Raw genomic sequence first — 22,445 nt, 5'->3', positions numbered from 1 at the left:
TTCTTGTGGGGAGTAGGGGTTGGGCATCCTGCCCGCCCGTGAAACGGTTATTAATAATGGTACAAGATGTGAGTTATAACGGTTATTTTACCGGACGAGATATCCTAATAAAGTCTCTAAATATTTTTCCCCAAACAAAAAGCGCCCCTATTTCTAGGAGCGCTTTTTGTTAATCAAAAACTAAAACTTAGCCATTGATAGAAGGAGCAACCAAAGCTACTGGGGTGACTTCACTAGCAGCCAAGTCGAGAGGGAAGTTGTGAGCGTTGCGCTCGTGCATTACTTCCATACCCAAGTTAGCGCGGTTGATGACATCAGCCCAAGTATTGATAACACGACCTTGCGAGTCGATAATCGATTGGTTGAAGTTGAAACCGTTCAAGTTGAAAGCCATCGTGGAGATACCCAAAGCGGTAAACCAGATGCCGACAACTGGCCATGCACCTAACAAGAAGTGCAAAGAACGGCTGTTGTTGAAAGAAGCGTATTGGAAAATCAAACGACCGAAGTAGCCGTGGGCTGCAACGATGTTGTAGGTTTCTTCTTCTTGACCGAATTTGTAACCGTAGTTTTGTGATTCGGTTTCGGTTGTTTCACGAACCAAGGAAGATGTTACCAAGCTTCCGTGCATGGCGGAGAACAAGCTACCACCGAAGACACCAGCAACTCCCAACATGTGGAACGGGTGCATCAGGATGTTGTGCTCAGCTTGGAACACGATCATGAAGTTGAATGTACCGGAGATACCCAAAGGCATACCGTCAGAGAACGAACCTTGTCCAATTGGGTAGATCAAGAATACTGCGGTGGCTGCTGCAACAGGTGCAGAGTAAGCGACGCAGATCCAAGGACGCATACCTAAGCGGTAAGACAGTTCCCATTCACGACCCATGTAGCAGAAAACGCCAATGAGGAAGTGGAAAATTACCAATTGGTAAGGGCCGCCGTTGTACAACCACTCATCGAGGGAAGCTGCTTCCCAGATGGGGTAGAAGTGCAAGCCGATCGCGTTGGATGAAGGAACAACAGCACCTGTGATGATGTTGTTACCGTACATCAAGGAACCTGCTACTGGTTCGCGGATGCCGTCGATGTCCACTGGAGGGGCAGCGATGAAGGCGATGATGTAGCAGATGGTGGCGCTCAGGAGGGTAGGAATCATCAAGACTCCGAACCAACCTACATAAATGCGGTTGTCGGTGCTTGTGACCCACTCACAAAAGCGTTCCCAGACATTGGCGCTTTCGCGCTGCTGTAAGGTTGTTGTCATTTGTTTATGATTGCTTTATTTGGTTTTCAATGTTCGTGACGGCTTTGTGTTCCGCCATGTAAATAAACATAAAGCTTTTATTTCAGTTTGTAAAGGCCTTTTAAGCACAGTTTTTCTTATAGGTGTCATAAAATATGCTTGTTAAAAGCCACAAGGCTTGCTGTATAAGGAGTTGAAAAGCAGAATGGGGAATTTGGGGACGATCGCCCACAAATGAAGAATACTCATAATCTACCTGGGGAACGAGATTCGGGATGGGCGTCAGTGTTAAGATAGATTAAGGGTTGCGATCGCCAACCGCAAAACTCGCACTGCACAGATATATGTTGTTGCGTAAGTCCGATCGATAAAAATCCCAAGGAATGTCCCGCAACGTCACCTACAGCCCTGCTTATACTCTGGTTCCCACTTACGAGTGTTTTAACCGCTGCACCTATTGCAATTTTCGGGCAGAACCGCTGCAAAGTCCTTGGCTAACACTCGCAGAAGCCGAAAAACAGCTTTTGCTGCTGCAAACTCAAGGTGTAATTGAAATTCTCATCCTCAGCGGCGAGGTACATCCTCAAAGTAAACGGCGAAAAGCTTGGTTGCAGCGGATTTACGATTTGTGCGAACTGGCACTTGCTCTGGGATTTTTGCCGCATACTAATGTGGGGCCGCTCAGCTTTGAGGAGATGGCACTGTTAAAAGAGGTAAATGTATCGATGGGGCTGATGCTAGAACAGCTTACCCCACATTTGTTACAAACTGTTCACAGGCACGCACCGAGTAAAGTGCCGGCGCTGCGGCTGCAACAGTTAGAATGGGCTGGGGAATTAAAGATTCCATTCACAACTGGTTTGCTGCTGGGAATTGGGGAAAGTGAGGCAGATTGGGTGGAGACATTAGAGGCGATCGCCCGGATTCATTCGCTATACAATCACATTCAAGAAGTTATCCTCCAGCCACACAGTCCCGGAAATCAGCAAAGTTGGGACGGTGAAGTTTTTGATGCTACAAAAATGCCGGAAGTAATTGCGATCGCCCGCAGCATTTTACCATCGGAAATCAGGTTGCAAATTCCCCCGAATTTAGTTGCACAGCCAGACATATTGCTGGCTTGTTTAGAAGCAGGTGCTAGAGATTTAGGAGGAATTGGACCGCGGGATGAAGTTAATCCCGATTATCCTCACCTGCAACACCAAACTTTAACAGAAATTTTAGCAGCAGCGGGATGGCAACTTGTGCAGCGTTTGCCTGTTTATCCTCAGTACGATAAGTGGCTGCCACAGACATTGCAAACTGCTGTTAAACAATGGAGAGTCAATCGATTTTAGATTTTAGATTTTAGATTTTAGATTGAAGAATTGAGCCTAGGGATAAATCCGGGGGCTTGTGACCAAATTGCTTGATAGTCAGTCAATCGATTGAAGAATTGAAGAATTGAAGAATTGAAGAATTGAAGAATTGAGCCTAGGGATAAATCCGGGGGCTTGTGACCAAATTGCTTGATAGTCAGTCAATCGATTTTAGATTGAAGAATTGAAGATGGGTAATTGGTAGCAAGATTCTTTAAATTGCTGCTATAGAGATTTCAAATCAAAGAACCGCCACCATCAATCCAGACTTCAGTACCTGTAATGAAGCTGGAGGAATGTGATACCAGAAACAACACTAATTGGGCGACTTCTTCGCTAGAACCTGCGGTATTATCCGTCAAAGGAATCATGTCTTGAATGGAATCAGGCGGGACTGGAATGCGATCGAGATGGCGCTTAACGGTGCTTTCTTCAATTGCAGTTAGCACCCCGCCCGGACAGATCACATTGACTCTGATTTGGCAGGCTGCGAGTTCTAGCGCCAGCATTTTTGCAAAGGCTACTTGGGCAGCTTTTGAACAAGCGTAGGCCGTGGCACCAACTTTCCTGAAACTTCGGGTGCCATTAATCGATGATGTAATTACAATTGAACCTCCTTGTTTTTTCAGATGAGGAACAGCATACTTAACAGCCAAAAATGTTCCTCTGAGGTTGGTGTTAATTGTCCGATCCCACTCATCGGGTTCTATCTCCTCTATCGGCGACCATACACCGTTAATACCCGCATTTGCAAACAAAATATCAATTCTTTGATATTCATCAAAAATTGTTTGAAACGCTTTTTGCATTTGCCCAGAATCTCCAACATCTGCGGCAATAGCCAGCCCGCCGCCTCCTTCATTGACCAACTGGCGGACGGTTTCTTGCCCCGTTTCCAAAATGCGATCGATAATAGCAACTTTTGCGCCTTCCTTGGCCATTAAAATTGCTGCTGAACGACCAATTCCCGACCCACCGCCGGTAATAACGGCAACTTTTTGTGAAAGTTTCATATTTTTTTAGATAAATATTTTTTTGCGCGATCGCATAGCATAAAAATAATACTCGATAGAGGACTAAAGTCCTCACTACAAACAACTTTCCGTCATCAAAATCATGAAATTCAAAAGTGGTTTAATGTACTAATTATAGCGGTAAGGTGTGCACTGCACACCCTACTTTAGGCAGAGGAGTACCTCAATTTTAATGCTGTTCTTACGGCTGTGGAACCCAGACAGAAACTGAACCGGCGTTACACCTAAAATCAGCCCAACCATCCTCATTCGTGGTGATGGGCTCTTGGATGTGTTCGGTGATGTCAATATAAGTTCGATTCGGTTGTCCGACTTCCATAAACTTGGTGCCATCGCCTCCGTTACTGAGTACCACAGCCATGCCGCCCGGATGTTCTTCATCTCCGAGTCGCGTCCAGCCAATAGTGTTGGCGTGGTCGAAGTAATCGTACTGATTGCCGTAGGAATAGGTTTGGCGCGCTAACAAGAATTTATCTACCATAAACTGATGTTTGTCTAACCAAATCTCGTATTCGTTGCCATCGTTTGCTGTATCCTTATAGTTAGCGCCGTAATAATCCGGGTAAAAAATGCACGGATATCCTTCGCGCCGCAGCAGAATTAAAGCGTAGGCAAGGGGTTTAAACCAAGCCTCGACAACTGATTCTAGGGATTGTAAGGGTTGGGAATCATGGTTGTCAACCAAGGTAACGGCGAGGGCTGGTTGCTGTTGGACGAGGGTGTTATCAAAAATTGTTCGTAAGTCGTAGCTATTGCCGGCTTTGCTAGCAGCGTAGAAGTTGTAGTGGAGGGGCGCGTCAAATAAGGAGACTTTACCATCGGTTGCTTGGATGAAGCTGTGCAAAGCTTCAACTTCATAAGACCAATATTCGCCGACTGCAAATAAGTCGCGTTTGACATAGTTACGAACGTGTTCTAACCATTCTTGGAAAAATTCTGCTTTAACGTGTTTGACGGCATCGAAGCGAAAGCCGTCAACGTTTGTTGTATCGACATACCACTCACCCCAGTATTTTAATTCCCCGGTGACTTCTGGGTTGTCCATATCTAAATCGCAACCCATCAGGTAGTCATAATTACCTTTTTCTAAGTCTACTCCGGGATCGAATTCTTTACCTTTGAGTAGGTAAACGGCATGGGTTTCTGTGTTGTAAACGTTGTAATCAATGGCGTCAAAATGCCACCAATGCCACTCCATGCTGGAATATTTTTTATCGCGACCGGGAAAAGTAAAATGCGTCCAAGCTTTAATGTTTTGATATTCGCCTACTGTGGCATTGCGGTCATCGGGATTGAAGGGTGTGGCTTCGGCTTCTTCTTCTGCATCTGCACCTAATTTGTGGTTGAAGACTACATCGGCATAAATCCGAATTCCTGCATCTTGGGCAGCTTTTATCGCGGCCAAATACTCATCTTTTGTCCCGTATTTCGTCCGTACCGACCCTTTTTGGTCGAACTCGCCTAAATCGAATAAGTCGTAGACGCCGTAACCCACATCCGTACCGCCGCCAGTTCCTTTATAGGCGGGTGGCAACCAAAGGGATGTAACGCCTATTTTGGCTAAATCTTTTGCAGATTTCGCTAGCTGATTCCACAGGCTGCCGTCGTCGGGGCTGTACCAGTGGAAATACTGCATCATCACGCCATTGGCTTCAGACATATATTTAGTTTTTCCTATTTTGTAATATTGCCAGATAGATTTTTGTTCGTAGCTTGCTAGTTTACGTAGGTCTACAATCTATCGTTAATAAATATCATAATAGATGGGGTTGCTCACCACAATCTATCTGTTGATGGATTGACAAAAAAATGTAAATTTGATAATAATTATTTTCAGGCTATCGAAAATTATTAAAAGGGTGGCGATGCTTCGGCAACTCGCTCAACTCTGGTGTTCCAAGTACCGTCGATCGCCAATTCAAGCAATCTAAATCCCGGCGGGATTTCGTCAAGTATAATCGGATGGCTTTTGGGTAAAAGTTGGATGCAGGTGCTGGGTGTCCCCAAGTAGGTAACTGAGCCCCGCTGTTGGTGAAATTCTTGGTGAATGTGGCCGCAGAGGACGATTTTTATTTGAGGATATCGATCGACAATTGCCAAAAATTCATCAGCATTCTGCAGCATCATTCCATCCATGATTTCAGAGTCGATCGGCAGCGGATGATGGTGCAAGGCAATGATAACAGGTCGATCGCCCGTTTCTTGCAGTTGAGAGTCGAGCCAATGCAAGCTTTCTGGGGAAAGCCGCCCGCCGTCGCATCCGGCTTCCACACTCGAAAGTAATAGAAATTGCCAGTTTCCTAGCATCCATGATTTTTCTGGGGAAAGGGGCGACTGATTTAAGATTTCTGCCATGACTGGGATGTTGTCGTGGTTCCCAGGTATCCAGTAGGCGGGTATTCCGAGGGGGGCGATGAGGGAGACGAGGCGCTGGTAGGATTCGGGTGTTTCGTCTTGGGACAAGTCGCCTGTGAGTAGGAGTAAGTCGGGCGGCGGCTGTATCTGTTGCAAGCGATCGAGAACTGCTTGGAGGGTGCGGGTTGTTGAGAGGCCTTTCCATTCTCGATCGATCTCTGCAAACAAGTGAGTGTCGGTGATTTGGGCGACGAGTAGGGGAGAATCGGGTGTCATGGCTGGTGTTGCGGGTCGTTGCTATAGTTCTAGAGTACCTTCCCACAAGGGTTTTGGGGATATGGAAAAAAGGGCGATTCCCTACCCTTGGGGAACCCACGCGCGATCGGGATAGCTGCGCTTGACGAAATTTTTGACAGGTATGTTAAAATTTTCGAGATTTGGTGTACTATAAGAAAACGTCAAATTTGAGACGTGACGGCGGCATAGCCAAGTGGTAAGGCAGAGGTCTGCAAAACCTCCACCCCCAGTTCAAATCTGGGTGCCGCCTTTTTTAGTCATGTTTTTAAATAGCTTGAATTGCTTTCGTGGTAACGATAGTACGATTGTTGCTGATTGTAAATCGCATATAATCGCACATAATTAGATTGAGAAAGTAGTGCAAAACTAAGACAGTGCCAAACAACCCAAAAATCAATCAAGCTAATGGTCGCTTGAAGGCGGCCAAGACTGGGGTCTCGATTTTGCAGCGGGGCGATCGCCTTTATCTTAGGGCTGTACTCCCCCCGCGCCCTGGTTCGGGCAAGTTATCGCCGTGCCAGCAGCAAATCGCGCTAGGCATTCACGCGAATATCGCCGGAATATCCTTGGCCGAGAAGGAAGCTCGCAAAGTTGGGTATCTGCGGGATGCCCGAAAGTTTGACTGGGGAGATTACGGTGGCGGCAGTTCTAAGCCTGCTGAGACGATCGCCGATTGGTTGGCAAAATTCGAGCAAAGCAAGCGAGGTGCGGTTTGTTCAACCACTTGGAAAACGGATTACCTGCAACCTTTTAGTCAGTTACCTGCGGACGAGCCGATCGCCCCAGAGATATTGTTAAGTGCGATCGCCCAGACAAAGCCCAACACCCGGCAGCGGCGCCGCTTTTGCTTAGCTTTCCGGCAGCTAGCTCAATTCGCCGGCATTGATATGGATTTGGGTGATTTACTTGGTAACTACTCCCCCACAAAGGTGCAGCCCCGCAATCTACCGAGCGATGACGATATTGAAGCTTGCTTCGACAAAATTGAGAACCCTCAGTGGCAGTGGGTTTTCGGCATTCTTGCTGCATACGGTTTGCGCGACCACGAAGCTTTTTATCTGGATTTGAGTAAATTTCCGATCGCTCAAGTGCTCGAAGGGAAAACCGGTTATCGGCAATGCTGGCCACTACGGCCCGAATGGGCGGAGCGTTGGGATTTGGCAAATGATAAGCGGCCTCCCGTTACTGGTAAGTGTCACGCTGACTTTGGCGATCGCGTTTGCAAGTTTTTTGCTCGATCGCCTGCTGATTTTTGTGCTTACGATTTGCGTCACGCTTGGGCGATTCGGGCTATGAGCTTTGGGCTAGATGCCTCGCTGGCGGCCAAACAAATGGGCCACTCCTTGGCGACCCATACACAGACTTATCATTTAGCTCTGAATGAGCGCGAGCAACAGCGAGCTTATGATCGCATTTTGTCAATGCACGCGCGTTAATTTCTAGTCATTGCCCTCGAATATTTTCAGTTTCGGTAACTGCCTCATAGCTTGTGGAATGGAAATAATTTGTTCCCCCGATATATCAAGGCATTCCAATTTCAATAGTTGTCCTAGCGATTCGGGAATGAAGCTGATCGGATTGCTTCCAATCGCAAGTTCTGTTAGGTTTGACAGTTTTCCGATTGTATCAGGGATAGAAGTAATTCGATTGCCGTTAAGGGCGAGTTCTGTCAGGTTTGACAGTTGCCCGATCGATTCAGGAATGGAGTCGATCTGATTGCACGTGAGGGAAAGTTCTTTTAGTTTTGACAGTTGCCCGATCGATTCAGGGATGGAGGTGATCTGATTATCAAAAAGGTCAAGATTTGTCAGGTATGACAGTTGTCCAAGCGTATCTGGGATGTAAGTAAGCTGATTCCTGCTAAGAAGAAGCTCTTTTAATTTTGACAGTTGCTCAATCACTTCAGGAAGAGAGGTAAGGCGATTATATTCAAGGTCAAGTTTTGTCAGGCTTAATAGTTGTCCGATCGATTCAGGAATAGAGGTAATACGATTATATCCAAGGTCAAGTTTTGTCAGGTTTGACAGTTGTCCGATCGATTCAGGGATAGAGGTAATACGATTCCCACGTAAACTGAGCGTTGTTAAATTTGGCAGTTGCCCTATCGCTTCAGGGACAGATGTAATCTTGTTGTCACTGAGGTCAAGTATCTTTAAGTTGGTTAATTCAAGGACAGCATTAGGAAACTCAGTTAACCTATTTCCAACCTGTCTGTCTTCATCTTGGCCCAACAGCAAAGTTTCAAGTTTTATGCACTTGGCAATTTCTGGTGGCAACTTTTTCAACTTCAGCCCCGACAAATCCAGTTTTGTCGAATTCTCCTCAGATGCTTGATCGATTCTCTGCACTGCTTTCTCTCGCGTCATGTTCTTTGTCTCTCAGTGAAATTCATTTTAGTGTGACTATGATTTTAGTCTATCTCTCATCTATCAAGTTCTTCTTTCCGCAGTAAAACTTAGCTAAAACTGTCCGAAATTTCGGACAGTTTTAGGGTAGTGGTATTTCGTAAAGGACAGAGTAAAATACTCTATTTTGGAAGTCAGACTGGGTAAGACTCCTCGAAAGGTCGATTATTCTTCATCCTTTACGAAAAGACACTACCCGTACTCCTACGCGATATTTGATTTTTTGTAGATGTCTATTGACTACGATCGCAAATCGTCGATCAGTTTTTCTATAGCCATACTTTTTGTGGTTTCATCCGGTAGAAAATTAAACAGTTTCTGCAAAAGTTCTATAGACGCATTTTTAATAAACCAATCTTCACCCGGATTCTCCCCAAGATTTAAAAAATACTTTAAACGTTCCTCTATAGCTTCCTTATCTGCTTTATCCAGTTGTCCAACTCGCTTAAGCCAATCCCCTTGCGAATCTTTAAAACAGTTAGCATCAACAGTACATATCTGATGCACTAGAGCGAAGGAATTCTTAGAAAGACCATTTGTGCTTGTAGAATTAATCGGATATACAGTTGGCAAACCTTTATAGGTTTCTTGTGAAGTCAACGGAATCAGCGTCAAAGTTTGGATGTATTTAGATTCATCTTGAAATTGGTCATTTGTCCAAACGATATAAGGATGCTCTCCCCGAAAAACCCGACTCGAATTAATCACCTGAGTGCAAGAAATTGTCTTGCACTCAATCTCCCCTGGTTCATTTATCTCATAAATATGATGATGACCGAGTTTGCAACGAAGAGATACTCTATAGGGATTGATAAAATAAATCCAACCTTGACGCGGTTTTTGTCCAGACACTCGCTCACTCCAATTCACTCATTAACTTTTCTCTTTCTTTGTACAGATTAAGTCTCACCTGTTCCTCTGGTTGGTGGCTATATCTAACCTCAAGCATGGGAGCAGTGTTATATACATATTCTAGTAACTGATTCAGTTTATCCTCTCCTGATCCCGCCCATTCTCTCCTGATGTTGTCAAGCATGAGCTTCAGACCTAAAGGTAACTTTAAATCATCCACATTACCAGCTCCCTCACCAAGTCTGATGAATATACTTTCTCCCTGAGATTCTTGAACAATCTCTTTGCCATTCATTTGATTTAAAGCAGCGTCTATGCCTTCATTCCAAGGCCCATAGTAATAATAACGCCAATCTAAATCAGTAAGCTGCTTGTCTGTCCATTTGACCGCATAAAGATCGGCCAAATACAAAAACTTGATTAACTGCGTTTTTGTAATATAGCCTTTTGTTGCGTACACAAAGTATTTGATCAGGTTTTCTAGCATGGCTTTCCTTCTTTTGATTTCAAAAAGCTCCCTAATTAATCTTATAATTTGTTCGCTCAATTGAACTTTATTCTATTATATCATCCAAAGGAAAGCTTGGCTATTAAAGCAGATAAAAAATACCCAATGGTAACAAATAGAGTGTGTGCGTCCAAGAGTGTATTCTTCAAAAGTTGAATTGCCGTCTAAGAAATATTTAGAAGGATTATCGCTCGCTTTAATATTTGTTGAACAACCCCATAATAATGAGGATTTTCTAACCCTTCTAATTCATGTTCGATATCTTCCCAATCCCCTAACTTGCTTTTCCACTTACCATCCTCTTCTTGTCTGGCTGCGTGCTGTGGCTGGCCGTTATAGGTGTATATTGCTATTTTTTGAAACCCCGGTTCAAGGTCACGATTCTCGCAAGGTTCATATCCAATAGTTTGATAAGCTTGGATAAAAGCTTCCAGCGTTAGCTCTCTTGAAACACCATCCGGCCAGTACCCATCTGGGTCTACCGGATCCCATCTGCATTCCTCTTCTCCAGCAGCAAAAGCAAAGCAGTTATAATCTACTGTTTCTTCACTTGTTACTTGATATTCAGTAAGCTCTAAGTTAGGAAATCTCAATATTTTTCGGTACTCTAGCTTACCACTCATAACCGTGTTCTTTTCCCCATTGTATCCAGGCTTGGGCCATTTGCTTCATCCGGCCGCGCTGTTCGGGTTTTACCGGATTGTCACCAGTAATTGCCCTCAACGCCCAAAACCAATGGTCTGGCTTTTGTTCGAGGTCACGCAAAATCAAGGGGATAACTGGCTGTCCCATGCCGATAATTCTCTGATAAGCCTGGTGCATCGATTTCTGTGTAACTAATGATAGCATCCCCGTCTCTACGCGCCATTCTTCGGCGAACTTCTTAAACTCTGCTTCCAGTTCTACCTTGCTTTTAATCGGGAAGTCATCAGCAGGAATTCCTGAAGGCAACAAATATACTTTTAAAACATCTTTGGCTTTTGATGCCGATTCTAAAAAGCTATTCGGCATCAACAATTCATTAAGCTTTTCACAAAATCGCTCTTTTTCTTCGGTTGATAAGTTAGAGAGTTCTTCAAATTCATCAACAGCCGCAATCAGCTCATCTGCTAGTTCTTCCACTGTCCAAGCATAAGTTTTCTTTAAAGCGTATATAGGAATAATACTCTCTAGTATATTGACTAAATCATCATAGTTCGTGTTTTCTACCTCTGACTCTACGTTTCTGACTAAATCATCAAGAGGCAACGCAGGGACTGTTTTTCTCAATGCAGTCAAAATAGCCTCAAAGACTGAGTTGTCCAAGGCTATAATTTTTTCGATGCCGGATTGATATTGGCGATGTATTTTTAAAGAAGGCATATTAGTTTTCTTGTCTTTGCTAAGAGAAAGTTAACTTGAGACTAATTGGCTTACTTATACATTCATTCAAACACAAATGGTAAGGTGCGCTAGGCGCACCCTACAAGTAGAGTCTGTGCGTAAGTCCTAAATTAGCAATCTTACCCAAATTATCACATTTTGCTGATAATTCTTTGGAGGATTTCCACGCCTGATACCGCTTGCCAGCCAAACAGCCCCAAGAGCACAATATTCAGAAAGATGTGAGTGTTTCTCGCCCAATCATTGCCTTTTTGCATCAAAGGAGTCAGCGAGGCTGCGATCGCAATTATTGCCATCATTCCCAACCCTGCTAGCAAGTGCGGCCCGACAAATAGCTTGCCGTTGTTGATGTAGGTGACAGCAATCCCCACGATCGCCACCGTAACCATCAAGGCTAACAGCAAAGAACCCATCTGGTGGTGCTTGACGTTGAATTTGCCCTTAAGTAACTCTTTTTTGAGCTCGCCTTCCGCACTTCTGGTACGTCGGATTTGAATGCCCAGATACAAAGCATAAAATGAGATAGCCAGCAGTACCCACATTAAAACTGGGTGGATGAATTGGCTCCAAACTTTCACTGACTGAGGAATTTCGAGATTCATAGTGTTCTGAGGATTAGCAAACATACTTCATAAAACTTAGCATACCAGTCAGGCCGTCTCGTGCGACGGTAAAAATATACGGTATGAGAGACTATTATGCCTGCCACTAAACAAGACGCTGTATTAATCCAAGCCGCCAAGACTGGCAACATTATTCACGTCCAAGCTTTACTCGCTAAGGGAGTTGACGCAAACGCCAAAGACTCTGAGGGGACGACGGCTTTGATGTTTGCTGCCCAAAAGGGCTATACAGAAATCGTGCGTATTCTACTAAACAATGACGCTAATGTCAACCAGGTGAGCAGGCGTTTTGGCTTGACAGCTTTGATGCTGGCGGCGGCTCACAAGCAGGCTGACTCTGTGCGGCTGTTGCTGGCTGCGGGTGCTGATGTTAATGCTAAAAATGATGATGGAAGTACGGCTTTGATGGCCGCTTCTCTCAAGGGCGATATCAATGTTGTGCGGATGTTACTTGATGCTAATGCTGATGTAAATGTCCGAGATAAAGATGGAGATTCTGCTCTGAAAATAGCTGCTTTATCGGGACACGAAGCTGTTGTCAAAGCTTTGGCAGATGCGGGTGCTGTTGCTGACAATTCTATGCTGTTTTTAGCTGTCCGTCAAGGTAGCGCTGAAATTGTGCGAATTTTGCTCAATTGTGGGGCGGATGCTAATGTTAAAAATCTAGAGAGCAAAACTGCTTTGATGCTGGCTGCGACGGCGGGAAATTTGGCTGTTGTCGAGGCGCTGTTGGCTGCTGGTGCTGATGTCGAAATTCGCGACAAAAACGGAGAAACTGCTTTAACTTTGGCTGCGGATTCCGGCAATACTGATGTGGTGCAAACTTTGCTTGGTGCGGGTGCTGATGCGAATGTGAAAAATGGAGATGGGGGCACGGCTTTGATGGCCGCTGCTGCTGGAGGAAATGCGGCGATCGCCCATATCTTACTTGATGCTGGCGCGGATATCAACGCTAAAGATAAAGATGATGAAACTGCTTTGAATTTTGCCGTGGTTGAAGGCTGGGAAGATGTCGTGGAATTGCTCTTAAACCGAGGTGCTAGTGTCGGTGCTCGAAATCGGTTGGGCGATACGCCTTTACTGGTGGCGGCTGTTCACGGCCATAGTGCGATCGTATCGGCTTTGCTGCAAAAAGTAAACTCAAATCGGGATGAGTTTCTGAATGCGAAAAACTTTGGGGAGACGGCTTTGACGCTGGCTGCGTTTCACGGACATACCGAGACTGTGAAAGCTTTGCTTGACGGCGGTGCTGATCCGAATATCCCGGCGGATTTGGGGAAAACGGCTTTAATGAAGGCGTGCGATCGAGGTTATGTGGCGATCGTCCAATTATTAGTCGAAAAAGGTGCGGATCTCAACTTGCTCGATGATTCGGGCGCAACGGCTGTAATGTGGGCTGCACATCGGGGCTGTGTCGGTGCTGTACAGGTTTTAATTGATGCTGGTGCAGAACTAAACCACAAAAATCCGGGCAATTATACAGCTTTAATGCTGGCTGAGTTTAAACGTTATTCCAGCGTGGTGAAATTGCTCAAAAGTGCTGGAGCACTGGAGTAAGAATCAAATAGTTTTGAGTAACTTAATTCTGTCATTCTGAGGGTAGGCTTTGGGAAGTGAAGAATCTCAGATATAGCCTTTCGAGCTCTCATATGAGGTACTCATGGGCAGAGGGCATAGGGCATAAGCCTCCGTGGGCATACCTCACTTTTTTAAGAACCGCTATATCTGGACTTACGCATTGTAACGGTGTGGCAATAGTTTGAGATTCTTCGCTTCACTCAAAATGACAAAATTATGTGATTAGTGCGTCCCGGACGATGAATTATATCATGTCCGATCGATTAACCATAATATCCCGGTCGGGGCGGGTTTTTGAGATTGTCAATTATTGGCGATTATGGTTGGTGGAACCCGCCCCTACAAAAATCGCGGTAGCTCGACCCGACATGATATTAACCTCAATTTGCTTTGCGTACCCAGCCGTTAATAGTAAAGCGGCTATCAGCAAAAGCTTTTGAGGGACAGCTAACTCGCAAAACTTCGTGCATATAGCGACTCAGAAAAAATACGATGCTATTATTGCGCGGTTCAACAGTTCTGAATGTCTCGTCCGCAACATAGAAATTGTTCTCGATTTTGCTGTCATAAATCAGCAATTCACCACCTGAAAAAGCCTTGGGCTCTCGATAGAAATAGTAAACGTAAGTAAAAAACCGGCTGGCTGTATCTGGCGAGCCGCTGTCGTTGTGAAGTTTGTAAAAGTTGTTGTCATTGTGCATGGTTAACTGAGCTTCTATTTCACCCAGCGGAAATGAGGGAATATTTAATTTGTGCAGCACGTCGGGGAGAATTGCTTTGATGCGATTAACCATCAGTTCGGAAAATTCTGGGAACGAGTGGAGTACCATCGAACGGCGGTAATCTTCGGCATTGGTTGAGGTGCTGGTAGTCACAAATTCTGATTCTTTTGCTAAGACATATTTAATGAGTTTGTTTTTTTCAGCAGGTGTCAAAAAGTTGTCAATTTGGGCGTAGCGAGATATTAAGTCGTCATTTACAGGCGGCGCTGGGGCGGGAATTTCTGCGGGAATTTCTACAGGAGTTGCAGGCTGCTGCGGTTGCAGTTGCTGCAAGTAAATTGGGGGTTCTGTGACTAATCCGACTAGGTGTTCGGCGGGAAAAAAAAGGGTGGAACGCCCGTCGTCTATGGGGATTTGAAATAAGGGCGAAAAACCGAGTGTTTGTTGGGTGCGATCGACTAATGTTTTGATCAGGCTGTGCAATAATGGTGTATCAGATTTGAGGGTGACGGTGCATTGATGTCCCCCGGTGAGCAGAATTTTGACTTTTATGTCTTGGGGTTTAATTTGCTGTTGAATTGTGCTAGTCATAGCCGTTAGTTATAGAAGAAGAAGGAAGTTCGGCAACGGATTCTGTAACGGATGTAACGGATGGAGGGATGGGAGAAGAAAGAAGGAAGATGCAAGAAGGAAGATGGAAGAACAAAAATTCAATCATTGCTTGAGGGCGGGCTAGAAGCCCAACCCACAATAGAATTAACTCTTTGTGGAACAGGCATCTTGCCTGTTCATAATAGAGGTGCAAAATGTCATTGCTACGAACTTAATTAATGCAAGAAGTGGCGGATATCAGTGAAAACCATTGTGATTCCGAGTTGGTTGGCGGCTTCAATGGAATCTCGATCGCGCATACTTCCTCCCGGTTGGACGATCGCAATTATGCCCGCCTCAGCCGCAGTTTTGACTGAATCGTCGAAGGGGAAGAAACCATCGCTAGCCAAAATCGCTCCTTTGCTTTTGTCTCCTGCTTGTTCCAATGCTAGTTTAACCGATCCCACGCGATTCATTTGTCCTGCGCCGACACCGATTGTAGTCCGATCGCGCGTGACAACGATCGCATTAGATTTGACGTGTTTCGCTACTTTCCAAGCAAACAGCAATTCTTCCAACTCTCCCGCCGTCGGCTGTTTCTCAGTAACCATCCGCCATTTGCTAGTTTCTTCTACTACATTATCTGAGTCTTGCACCAGCAAACCGCCTGCAATTATTTTAACAGTTTGTGGCGGCCCTTGAGTCAAATTTGGCAAAATTAATACTCTAACTTTCGCCTTCTTCTTGATAATTTCTTCGGCTTCTGGTTCGCACCCCGGCGCGACGATACATTCTAAAAATGTTTGAGTTAACGCCGTTGCGGTAGCAGCATCAATCGGGCGGTTGAGGGCGACAATTCCACCGAAAGCTGAGACGGAATCAGTGTCGAAGGCTTTTTGATACGCTTCAGAAATAGTTGTTCCCAAGGCTGTACCGCAAGGATTTGTATGCTTCAGAATAGCGGCGGCGGGGGTGTCGGGGAATTCTACGATTAGCCGCCTTGCTGCTTCTAAATCTACTAAATTGTTGTAACTTAATTCTTTTCCTTGCAGGATGGTGCTAGTCGTCCAGCCTGTCGGTGTACTTCCGCTTTGATACCAGGTGGCGGCTTGATGGGGATTTTCGCCGTAGCGGAGAGTTTGCAACTCTTTTCCGGATAAATTAAACTCGTCTGGTAGCGCCGATTTTTCAGCGGATTGGCTGCTGCTGAGATAAGTTGCGATCGCGCGATCGTAGTTGGCTGTATGTTTGAAGGTTTCCAGCGCACATTTTTGCCTAAACTCTAAGGATGCTTCGCCGCCATTTTCCCGCAGTTCTTTTAAATAAGTATTGTACTGTTCTGGGTCGCACAAAACTGTCAAATGAGCGTGGTTTTTGGCGGAAGCTCTCAACATTGCTGGGCCGCCGATATCTATCTGCTCAATTGCGTCTGCTAGAGTAACTCCGGGTTTCGCAATTGTCTGTTCAAATGGATACAGATTGACTACAACTAGATCGATCGCCCGAATTTGATTGGCGGTTAAATCTGCGAGGTCTTCCGGTACATCGCGGCGTGCTAAAATGCCACCGTGGATTCGCGGGTGAAGTGTTTTGACTCGCCCTCCCAAAATTTCGGGGGAACCAGTATATTCCGCAACTTTGGTGACTGGGATGCCTGCTTCTTTGAGGGCCGTTGCTGTCCCGCCACTACTAATTATGTCAAATTCAAATTCTTCTACTAGACTGCGCGCTAAGTCGATTAGTCCGGTTTTATTGGATGTGCTCAGAAGTGCTAGACGTGCCATTGGTTTGAAGTTGCGATCGCAAAAATAGACAGGTTATATTCTATACCAAGTCTGGTGGCAGGCACATGATTTGGTAATGGCTAATTATGATTATTTTTAATAAACAAAGATGAGTTCGCTTATTTGTGCCCAGATTTTTTGTCAAACCTATATAATATTTTATACTGACCCGTGGCTTCTAAATATTTAGGACTTGCGCGTGGAACTGATTATTTTGTGAGTGCGAGGGGGATTGCAGCCATATCCAGCTTGCACAGTTCGTGTCGCTACGTAAGTGTCAATGTTGTTGAAATTACTTAATAAAACTTAATAGATAATTCTAGGGCGATCGCTCTGGAATTTTAACGATGTTTTAGGATGAATTCTCAAAGTAATGTGCTAGCATCGGGTGTAAATTGCTGTCTCCGTAATATTACGGGAAATTGGGCGATCGCAACACCTTAATCTAGAAAATAATTTGGTAGGGTTGAAATATGTTTTTTCAAGAAGCCGATTCCGAAAATAAACTCAGTAATATTAGCAGGAACCATAAAAAAACTGCTCCCAATCTTGCCAATAGAACAGGCTACCAACAGATTCCCAAAAAAAGAGCCGAGAATTCGACCGAGGCCAACATTTCCGAAGCTTATAGTGTTAGTTTGTGCGAATTGCAGCAGATGGAGCGAGCAATGGAACAACTAAAGCAGGATTTGAAAGCTAGCGAATCTCGGTTTCGGAATGCGATCGAAAAAAATGCCGACGGCATCGCAATCGTTAACAAGCGAGGACTTGTCTGTTTTGCCAACCCGTCAGCAGAAGCGCTGTTTAACTGCAAAGCAGAGGAACTTTTAGGTCAAGCATTTTTTGGCAATTTAGTAGTAGAAGTTTCAGCTTGCGACATTGAGATGGCGACGGATATTATTCCCCAAGTTGGAAAAACAGAAGCACCAGGAACTCGCGTCGTGCAAACAGAAGTTGAAGCTATTCGCAAGCAAAAAGCAAATGCTGTAGTAGAAATGCGGGTGGTGGAAACGGAATGGGACGGAGAAATGGCTTATTTAGCTACGCTGCGGGACATTACCGATCGCAAGCGCGCAGAAGAAATGCTTTGGTTGTACGATCGAGCTATAGCAGCTACTAGCACCGGAGTTACGATTTCTGACGCCACTGACCCCGAACATCCAATTATTTATTGCAATCCCGCATTTGAAACCATGACAGGTTATCGGCGGCAGGAAATTATCGGAAAAAACGGCCGATTTTTGCACGGAAGGGATACCGATCCGGCGGCGGTAGAAATAATTCGCCAAGCCTTGCAAACAGAAAGCGAATGCAAGGTAATATTAAAGAATTACCGCAAAGACGGAACCGCTTTCTGGAATTGTTTCTCAATATCTCCCGTGCGCGATCGACTGGGCAAATTAACTCATTTTATAGGCGTACAGAGAGACATCACTGAGCGCAAACAAGCCGAAGAAGCCTTGCATAATTCCGAAGCACAAAGCAGAGAACAAGCCGCTCAACTAGCAGCCACACTTGAGCAACTCAAAGCCACTAATTCCCAATTAGTTCAAAGCGAAAAAATGTCGAGTTTGGGATTGCTACTTGCCGGCGTCGCTCACGAAATTAACAACCCAGTCAGCTTCATTTACGGCAATCTCGCTCATCTCACCAATTATACTCAAGACTTGTTTGGGCACCTCCAACTTTATCAACAGCACTATCCTAATCCAGTAGCCGAAATTCTAGAGGCAAGAGAAAAAAATGATCTCGATTTTTTAGCTGAAGATTTACCTAAAATACTGTCTTCAATGAGCGTTGGTGTCGAGCGGATTTGCCAGATTGTGCAGTCGCTGCGGAACTTTTCGCGGCATGACGATTCACAGATGAAACCCGTGAACCTCCACGAAGGTATTGACAGCACGCTGTTAATTCTCAATCACCGTTTGAAAGGGAGCGGAGAAAAGCCGCCAATTCAAATTGTCAAACAATACGGAGAATTGCCGACTGTTGAGTGTTTTGCGGGGCCGATCAATCAAGTTTTTATGAATATTCTCAGCAATGCGATCGATGCTTTAGAAGATGCGAACAGTAGGCAAAATTGTCAAGAAATGGCAGAAAAACCCAGCCAGATTAGGATTGGTACGGAAGTTGTCGGCAATTTTGTAGAAATTAAAATTGCTGACAACGGGCCGGGAATACCTGAGCAAGTCAAACAGCAGATATTCGATACATTTTTTACTACCAAGCCCATTGGCAAAGGCACGGGAATGGGTTTGTCAATTAGCTATCAAATTATTGTAGAAAGACACAAAGGCGAATTATATTGTACTTCGGAATTGGGCAAGGGCACGGAATTTACTATCAAAATGCCGATCGCACATTAGTGCCGAATGTGCAATCTGCACCTTACCAACGTGATATATAGGCAAGCAAGCGATCGGGATGCTCGCATTCCTAAAAAACGAGAAAAATCGTTTTTTCTCGTTCCCAGACTCTGGCTGGGAACGCATACTTAGAGGCTCTGCCTCCCCATTCTAGAAATAATTTCAGGGTGTTTTTCTGCTCACATTACCCGCCTAAATAGGCAATTAAAAAACCTCTGCACCCTCCAACTTCTTAACAGTTTCAACCTTAGCCCTCGCCGCTTCCCCGCAAGTCTTCGGCGTCGGAAACATCTTCCCAGGATTCGCCAAACCTTTCGGATTAAACACCTGACGCACCCACTGCATAGTCTCCAAATCTACCTCGGAAAACATATCCGGCATAAAACACTTCTTGTCAGCGCCGATGCCGTGTTCCCCCGAAAGACTTCCCCCAACTTTCACGCAAAGCCTGAGAATTTCCCCGCCCAATTCTTCCACCTTTTCCAGCGCACCTTTTACCGAGTTATCGTACAGAATCAGCGGGTGCAAATTCCCGTCTCCCGCGTGAAATACATTAGCAATTCGATAACCGTATTTCTCGCTCAAGCCCTCAATTTCTTTCAAAACATAAGCCATTTGCGTTCGCGGAATTACGCCGTCTTGCACGTAATAATCCGGGCTGAGATGACCCGCCGCCGCAAAAGCAGCTTTCCGGCCTTTCCAAATTTTTAGGCGCGTTTCCGGGTCAGTTGCCGTGGTGATATTTCGTGCTCCGTTATGCTTGCAAATATCAGCAATCCGCTGTTTGTTTGTGGCAACTTCCACTTCTAAACCGTCGATTTCTACGAGGAGAATTGCCGCCGCATCGCGGGGATAACATCCAGTTGCTACCACATCTTCCACAGCATTGATGCTGATGTTGTCCATGATTTCCATGCCGCCGGGAATAATGCCAGCGCTGATAATATCGGAAACTGATTCGCCCGCTGCTTCTATACTGGAAAAATCCGCTAGGAGAACGCAAATCGATTCCGGCGCTTTGAGAATTCGCAAAGTAACTTCTGTGGCGATTCCTAAAGTGCCTTCAGAACCGACAAATACACCAGTTAAATCGTAACCGGGCATTTCGGGAATTTCGCCACCGACATCGACAATAGAACCGTCGGGAAGTACCAATTTTAATCCTAAAACGTGATTGGTTGTGACTCCGTATTTGAGGCAGTGAACACCGCCAGAATTTTCGGCAACGTTGCCGCCAATCGAACAAATAATTTGACTGGAAGGATCTGGCGCGTAGTAGAAACCAGCGCCGCTAACTGCTTGCGTTACCCAGTTATTAATTACTCCCGGTTGCACGACTACTTGCTGATTTTCTAAGTCTACTTTCAGGATTTTTCGCATCAGGGCTGTGACAATCAGCACGCAGTTTTCTACAGGCAAAGCGCCGCCGGAAAGGCCGGTGCCTGCGCCTCTAGCCACCCAGGGAATTGAGTTGCGATCGCATATTTTGACCACTTGCGCCACTTCCTCGGTAGTTCGAGGCAATACCACCAGGGCGGGGCGCTGGCGGTAGCTGGCGAGTCCGTCGCACTCGTAGACAATCAATTCTTCGCGGCGCTGTACGACGCCATTTTTGCCGACTACAGCCTCGAATTCTTTAATAACGGGTTTCCAGTTGCGTTCTGTTTCTACGGCTATCATTAGTGAATTTAATTAGGGAACTCTCAATAATATTGTTGCAAATTTTACTAAGTTTAGCCAATTATTTTTCTAAGGGTTGCAATATTGACACAGGGAAGGATCGGCAGTCTCTCGACCGTCGGGAAATAGTTTTTCTTTAGTATAACCGCAGTTTTTGCATTTATAGATTGCCGATCGCACTAGCTGAGTCGGAAAATAGCAAAGTTCGCAGGGCAATCCGATTTTCCTCTCAGCTATATCGAATCCCGGCCAACCGCACTCCGGGCAGAATTGCTTAAATTTTTTAACTAAATCGAGAGTTGCATTTTCGATGTTTTTCATCCGAGTTGGATTGTACATCGCCCGCATATCTGTTTCGATATGAACTCGGCCGGTTGACGATTTTTTTAAGCCTGCTGTCACAGCGTCAAAAAGTTGTTTTTCTGTCCTAATGCCCTTGACAATTTCGCCGTTACCGAGGGCAGCATCGCCAACTATAACCACCAGTGCGTGTTCGGGAAATCCAGCTTTTTTAGCAAAATCATCTGCTTCTTCTATACTGGAAACTAACAGGTGACTGTAGTTAGTTTCAACGGAGAAAGAGTCGCCGATGAGTTCTAGATTGTTGGCTATATCTAATAAAATTACAATTTCTCTGTTAGCTGGCAGATACGGCATCATTGGGTGAGGGCCGAAAGTGCCTTCGCTGGCAAAGGCAAGAGTTTCGCCCGCAATTTCTAGAGCTTTTTGTGCTTTATGGCGAGCCGCTTCTATTTGTGTTCCTAAGCGTTTAACTTCTCTGGTGAAGGTGCCGAATGCGTCAGTATCAAGCGCCGCAGGTACTAGGATATTTACACCCAATTCTCGTTTCAAAATGGGAGCCATCACCCGTTCTTTTTGGTGCATGGTAGCAATAACTGCGGTGCGATCGCTCAATAATTGATAGGGATTCACAGGCTCAGAAATATTAGACATACAGCAGCATCATTTTAGGAAAAAAAACTCACATACACCCTTTCCACCGCCCCACAACCGATAGAAACCCTGACTTAACTTCCGAGTAAAAATTTTAGACCTCAGTTAAATATTCATGATATTCACCTGTGGACTTAATTTAAAATTCTTCAATCTTCAATCGTCAATCTAAAATCTAAAATCTAAAATCGTATTAGTTGCCCCCAGTCACTCCCCCAGCTTGACCTCTGAGTACAAAAATTACTCCTGTCATAATTAGCGCCACGCCTACCAACCGCAGCGGCGGCAAAGGCTCGTGAAATATCAGTTTGCCACCTAAAACAGTAAACAAGTAACTAATTGACAGTAAGGGCGAGACTATGCTAAGGTTGGCCCGCGACAAAACTACAATAAAGCCGATCGAAGAAATTGCATACAAAGAAAGACCACTTACTATCAAAGGCTGAGTAGCCATTGCTATAATTTTTTCTATTAAATTAGCAGCGCCAATGGGCCCTAATATTTTAGCTCCTGCCTTCAGACTAAATTGACCTGCGACGCCGCACAATATTGCAGCAAGCAATAAGAGAAAAACGCTTCTATTCATAAGTTTACTAACCTATAGTACAATCAAAAATTGCCGTTCGCAAAAACCTGAAAAAGTTTAATTAAGTTTTGTTAGGTTTTATTCACCACCAATATTTTAAGCAGAGATACGGGAAAATCA

19 protein-coding genes and 1 tRNA gene are annotated in these 22,445 nt (G+C 45.0%); 5 read left to right on the top strand and 15 right to left on the bottom strand.

The window, feature by feature from the left end; translation table 11 throughout:
- Nucleotides 1–187: 187 nt before the first annotated feature.
- Nucleotides 188–1,270, bottom strand: a complete 1,083-nt coding sequence (psbA, locus tag QUB16_RS04340; RefSeq protein ID WP_333070606.1) for a photosystem II q(b) protein — start codon at nucleotides 1,268–1,270, stop codon at nucleotides 188–190.
- Between the two features lie 362 nt (nucleotides 1,271–1,632).
- On the opposite strand from psbA, the gene cofG reads away from it, so the two are divergent.
- Entirely contained in the window at nucleotides 1,633–2,586 is a 954-nt protein-coding gene (gene cofG / locus QUB16_RS04335; protein ID WP_333314279.1) for a 7,8-didemethyl-8-hydroxy-5-deazariboflavin synthase subunit CofG, read from the top strand.
- Between the two features lie 257 nt (nucleotides 2,587–2,843).
- On the opposite strand, the gene QUB16_RS04330 is transcribed toward cofG, so the two are convergent.
- From QUB16_RS04330 to cpdA, 3 genes are all read right to left on the bottom strand, one after another.
- Complete coding sequence (locus tag QUB16_RS04330) at nucleotides 2,844–3,620, bottom strand: SDR family NAD(P)-dependent oxidoreductase (RefSeq protein WP_333314277.1); 777 nt, start codon at nucleotides 3,618–3,620, stop codon at nucleotides 2,844–2,846.
- 202 nt (nucleotides 3,621–3,822) lie between these two features.
- Nucleotides 3,823–5,301, bottom strand: coding sequence for an alpha-amylase (locus QUB16_RS04325; protein WP_333314275.1), 1,479 nt, complete (start codon nucleotides 5,299–5,301; stop codon nucleotides 3,823–3,825).
- Between the two features lie 191 nt (nucleotides 5,302–5,492).
- Entirely contained in the window at nucleotides 5,493–6,272 is a 780-nt protein-coding gene (cpdA, locus tag QUB16_RS04320) for a 3',5'-cyclic-AMP phosphodiesterase (protein WP_333314274.1), read from the bottom strand.
- 200 nt (nucleotides 6,273–6,472) lie between these two features.
- Between cpdA and QUB16_RS04315 the strand changes: the two genes are divergently transcribed.
- Both QUB16_RS04315 and QUB16_RS04310 read left to right on the top strand, forming a co-directional pair.
- Nucleotides 6,473–6,543: transfer RNA gene (locus QUB16_RS04315), tRNA-Cys, on the top strand.
- A gap of 124 nt (nucleotides 6,544–6,667) precedes the next feature.
- Nucleotides 6,668–7,729: a site-specific recombinase gene (locus tag QUB16_RS04310; RefSeq protein WP_333314273.1), complete on the top strand. Its 1,062-nt coding sequence runs from the start codon at nucleotides 6,668–6,670 to the stop codon at nucleotides 7,727–7,729.
- Between the two features lie 3 nt (nucleotides 7,730–7,732).
- Here QUB16_RS04310 and QUB16_RS04305 read toward each other — a convergent pair whose 3' ends face one another.
- The 6 genes from QUB16_RS04305 to QUB16_RS04280 form a co-directional block, all read right to left on the bottom strand.
- Nucleotides 7,733–8,569 (bottom strand): leucine-rich repeat domain-containing protein, encoded by an 837-nt coding sequence (locus tag QUB16_RS04305; protein ID WP_333314271.1) that lies wholly within the window; start codon nucleotides 8,567–8,569, stop codon nucleotides 7,733–7,735.
- 369 nt (nucleotides 8,570–8,938) lie between these two features.
- Nucleotides 8,939–9,550: a type II toxin-antitoxin system PemK/MazF family toxin gene (locus tag QUB16_RS04300; protein WP_333314269.1), complete on the bottom strand. Its 612-nt coding sequence runs from the start codon at nucleotides 9,548–9,550 to the stop codon at nucleotides 8,939–8,941.
- Between the two features lie 4 nt (nucleotides 9,551–9,554).
- Nucleotides 9,555–10,097, bottom strand: a complete 543-nt coding sequence (locus QUB16_RS04295) for a type II toxin-antitoxin system antitoxin SocA domain-containing protein (RefSeq protein ID WP_333314268.1) — start codon at nucleotides 10,095–10,097, stop codon at nucleotides 9,555–9,557.
- 125 nt (nucleotides 10,098–10,222) lie between these two features.
- Nucleotides 10,223–10,681, bottom strand: coding sequence for a DUF7689 domain-containing protein (locus tag QUB16_RS04290; RefSeq protein ID WP_333314267.1), 459 nt, complete (start codon nucleotides 10,679–10,681; stop codon nucleotides 10,223–10,225).
- Nucleotides 10,671–11,420: a hypothetical protein gene (locus tag QUB16_RS04285; RefSeq protein ID WP_333314265.1), complete on the bottom strand. Its 750-nt coding sequence runs from the start codon at nucleotides 11,418–11,420 to the stop codon at nucleotides 10,671–10,673. The genes QUB16_RS04290 and QUB16_RS04285 overlap by 11 nt, the downstream gene beginning before the upstream one ends.
- 152 nt (nucleotides 11,421–11,572) lie before the next feature.
- The gene (locus QUB16_RS04280) at nucleotides 11,573–12,043 is read right to left on the bottom strand and encodes a DUF4079 domain-containing protein (RefSeq protein ID WP_333314263.1); all 471 of its coding nucleotides are present in this window, start codon (nucleotides 12,041–12,043) and stop codon (nucleotides 11,573–11,575) included.
- 96 nt (nucleotides 12,044–12,139) lie between these two features.
- Between QUB16_RS04280 and QUB16_RS04275 the strand changes: the two genes are divergently transcribed.
- Entirely contained in the window at nucleotides 12,140–13,621 is a 1,482-nt protein-coding gene (locus QUB16_RS04275) for an ankyrin repeat domain-containing protein (RefSeq protein ID WP_333314262.1), read from the top strand.
- 401 nt (nucleotides 13,622–14,022) lie between these two features.
- On the opposite strand, the gene QUB16_RS04270 is transcribed toward QUB16_RS04275, so the two are convergent.
- Nucleotides 14,023–14,955: a 2OG-Fe(II) oxygenase gene (locus tag QUB16_RS04270; RefSeq protein ID WP_333314260.1), complete on the bottom strand. Its 933-nt coding sequence runs from the start codon at nucleotides 14,953–14,955 to the stop codon at nucleotides 14,023–14,025.
- A gap of 236 nt (nucleotides 14,956–15,191) precedes the next feature.
- Nucleotides 15,192–16,739 carry a bifunctional phosphoribosylaminoimidazolecarboxamide formyltransferase/IMP cyclohydrolase gene (gene purH, locus QUB16_RS04265; RefSeq protein ID WP_333314259.1) on the bottom strand — a complete coding sequence of 516 codons (1,548 nt, stop codon included), beginning with the start codon at nucleotides 16,737–16,739 and terminating at the stop codon, nucleotides 15,192–15,194.
- 473 nt (nucleotides 16,740–17,212) lie between these two features.
- On the opposite strand from purH, the gene QUB16_RS04260 reads away from it, so the two are divergent.
- Entirely contained in the window at nucleotides 17,213–19,105 is a 1,893-nt protein-coding gene (locus tag QUB16_RS04260) for a PAS domain S-box protein (RefSeq protein ID WP_333314257.1), read from the top strand.
- Nucleotides 19,106–19,309: 204 nt separating this feature from the next.
- Here the strand turns inward: QUB16_RS04260 and glcD are convergent, their stop codons facing one another.
- From glcD to QUB16_RS04245, 3 genes are all read right to left on the bottom strand, one after another.
- Nucleotides 19,310–20,785, bottom strand: a complete 1,476-nt coding sequence (glcD, locus tag QUB16_RS04255; RefSeq protein WP_333314255.1) for a glycolate oxidase subunit GlcD — start codon at nucleotides 20,783–20,785, stop codon at nucleotides 19,310–19,312.
- A gap of 69 nt (nucleotides 20,786–20,854) precedes the next feature.
- A complete protein-coding gene (locus QUB16_RS04250) occupies nucleotides 20,855–21,739 on the bottom strand; it encodes a DUF6671 family protein (protein WP_333314254.1) in 885 nt (294 codons plus the stop codon).
- Between the two features lie 193 nt (nucleotides 21,740–21,932).
- Nucleotides 21,933–22,325 (bottom strand): transporter, encoded by a 393-nt coding sequence (locus QUB16_RS04245; RefSeq protein WP_333085435.1) that lies wholly within the window; start codon nucleotides 22,323–22,325, stop codon nucleotides 21,933–21,935.
- Nucleotides 22,326–22,445 lie beyond the last annotated feature (120 nt).

Origin of the sequence: Microcoleus sp. D3_18a_C4, assembly GCF_036702415.1 — a bacterium.
Classification (GTDB): Bacteria; Cyanobacteriota; Cyanobacteriia; order Cyanobacteriales; family Microcoleaceae; genus Microcoleus.
The sequence above is the reverse complement of the archived record's forward strand: the minus strand, read 5'-3'. Positions and strand labels throughout refer to the sequence as shown.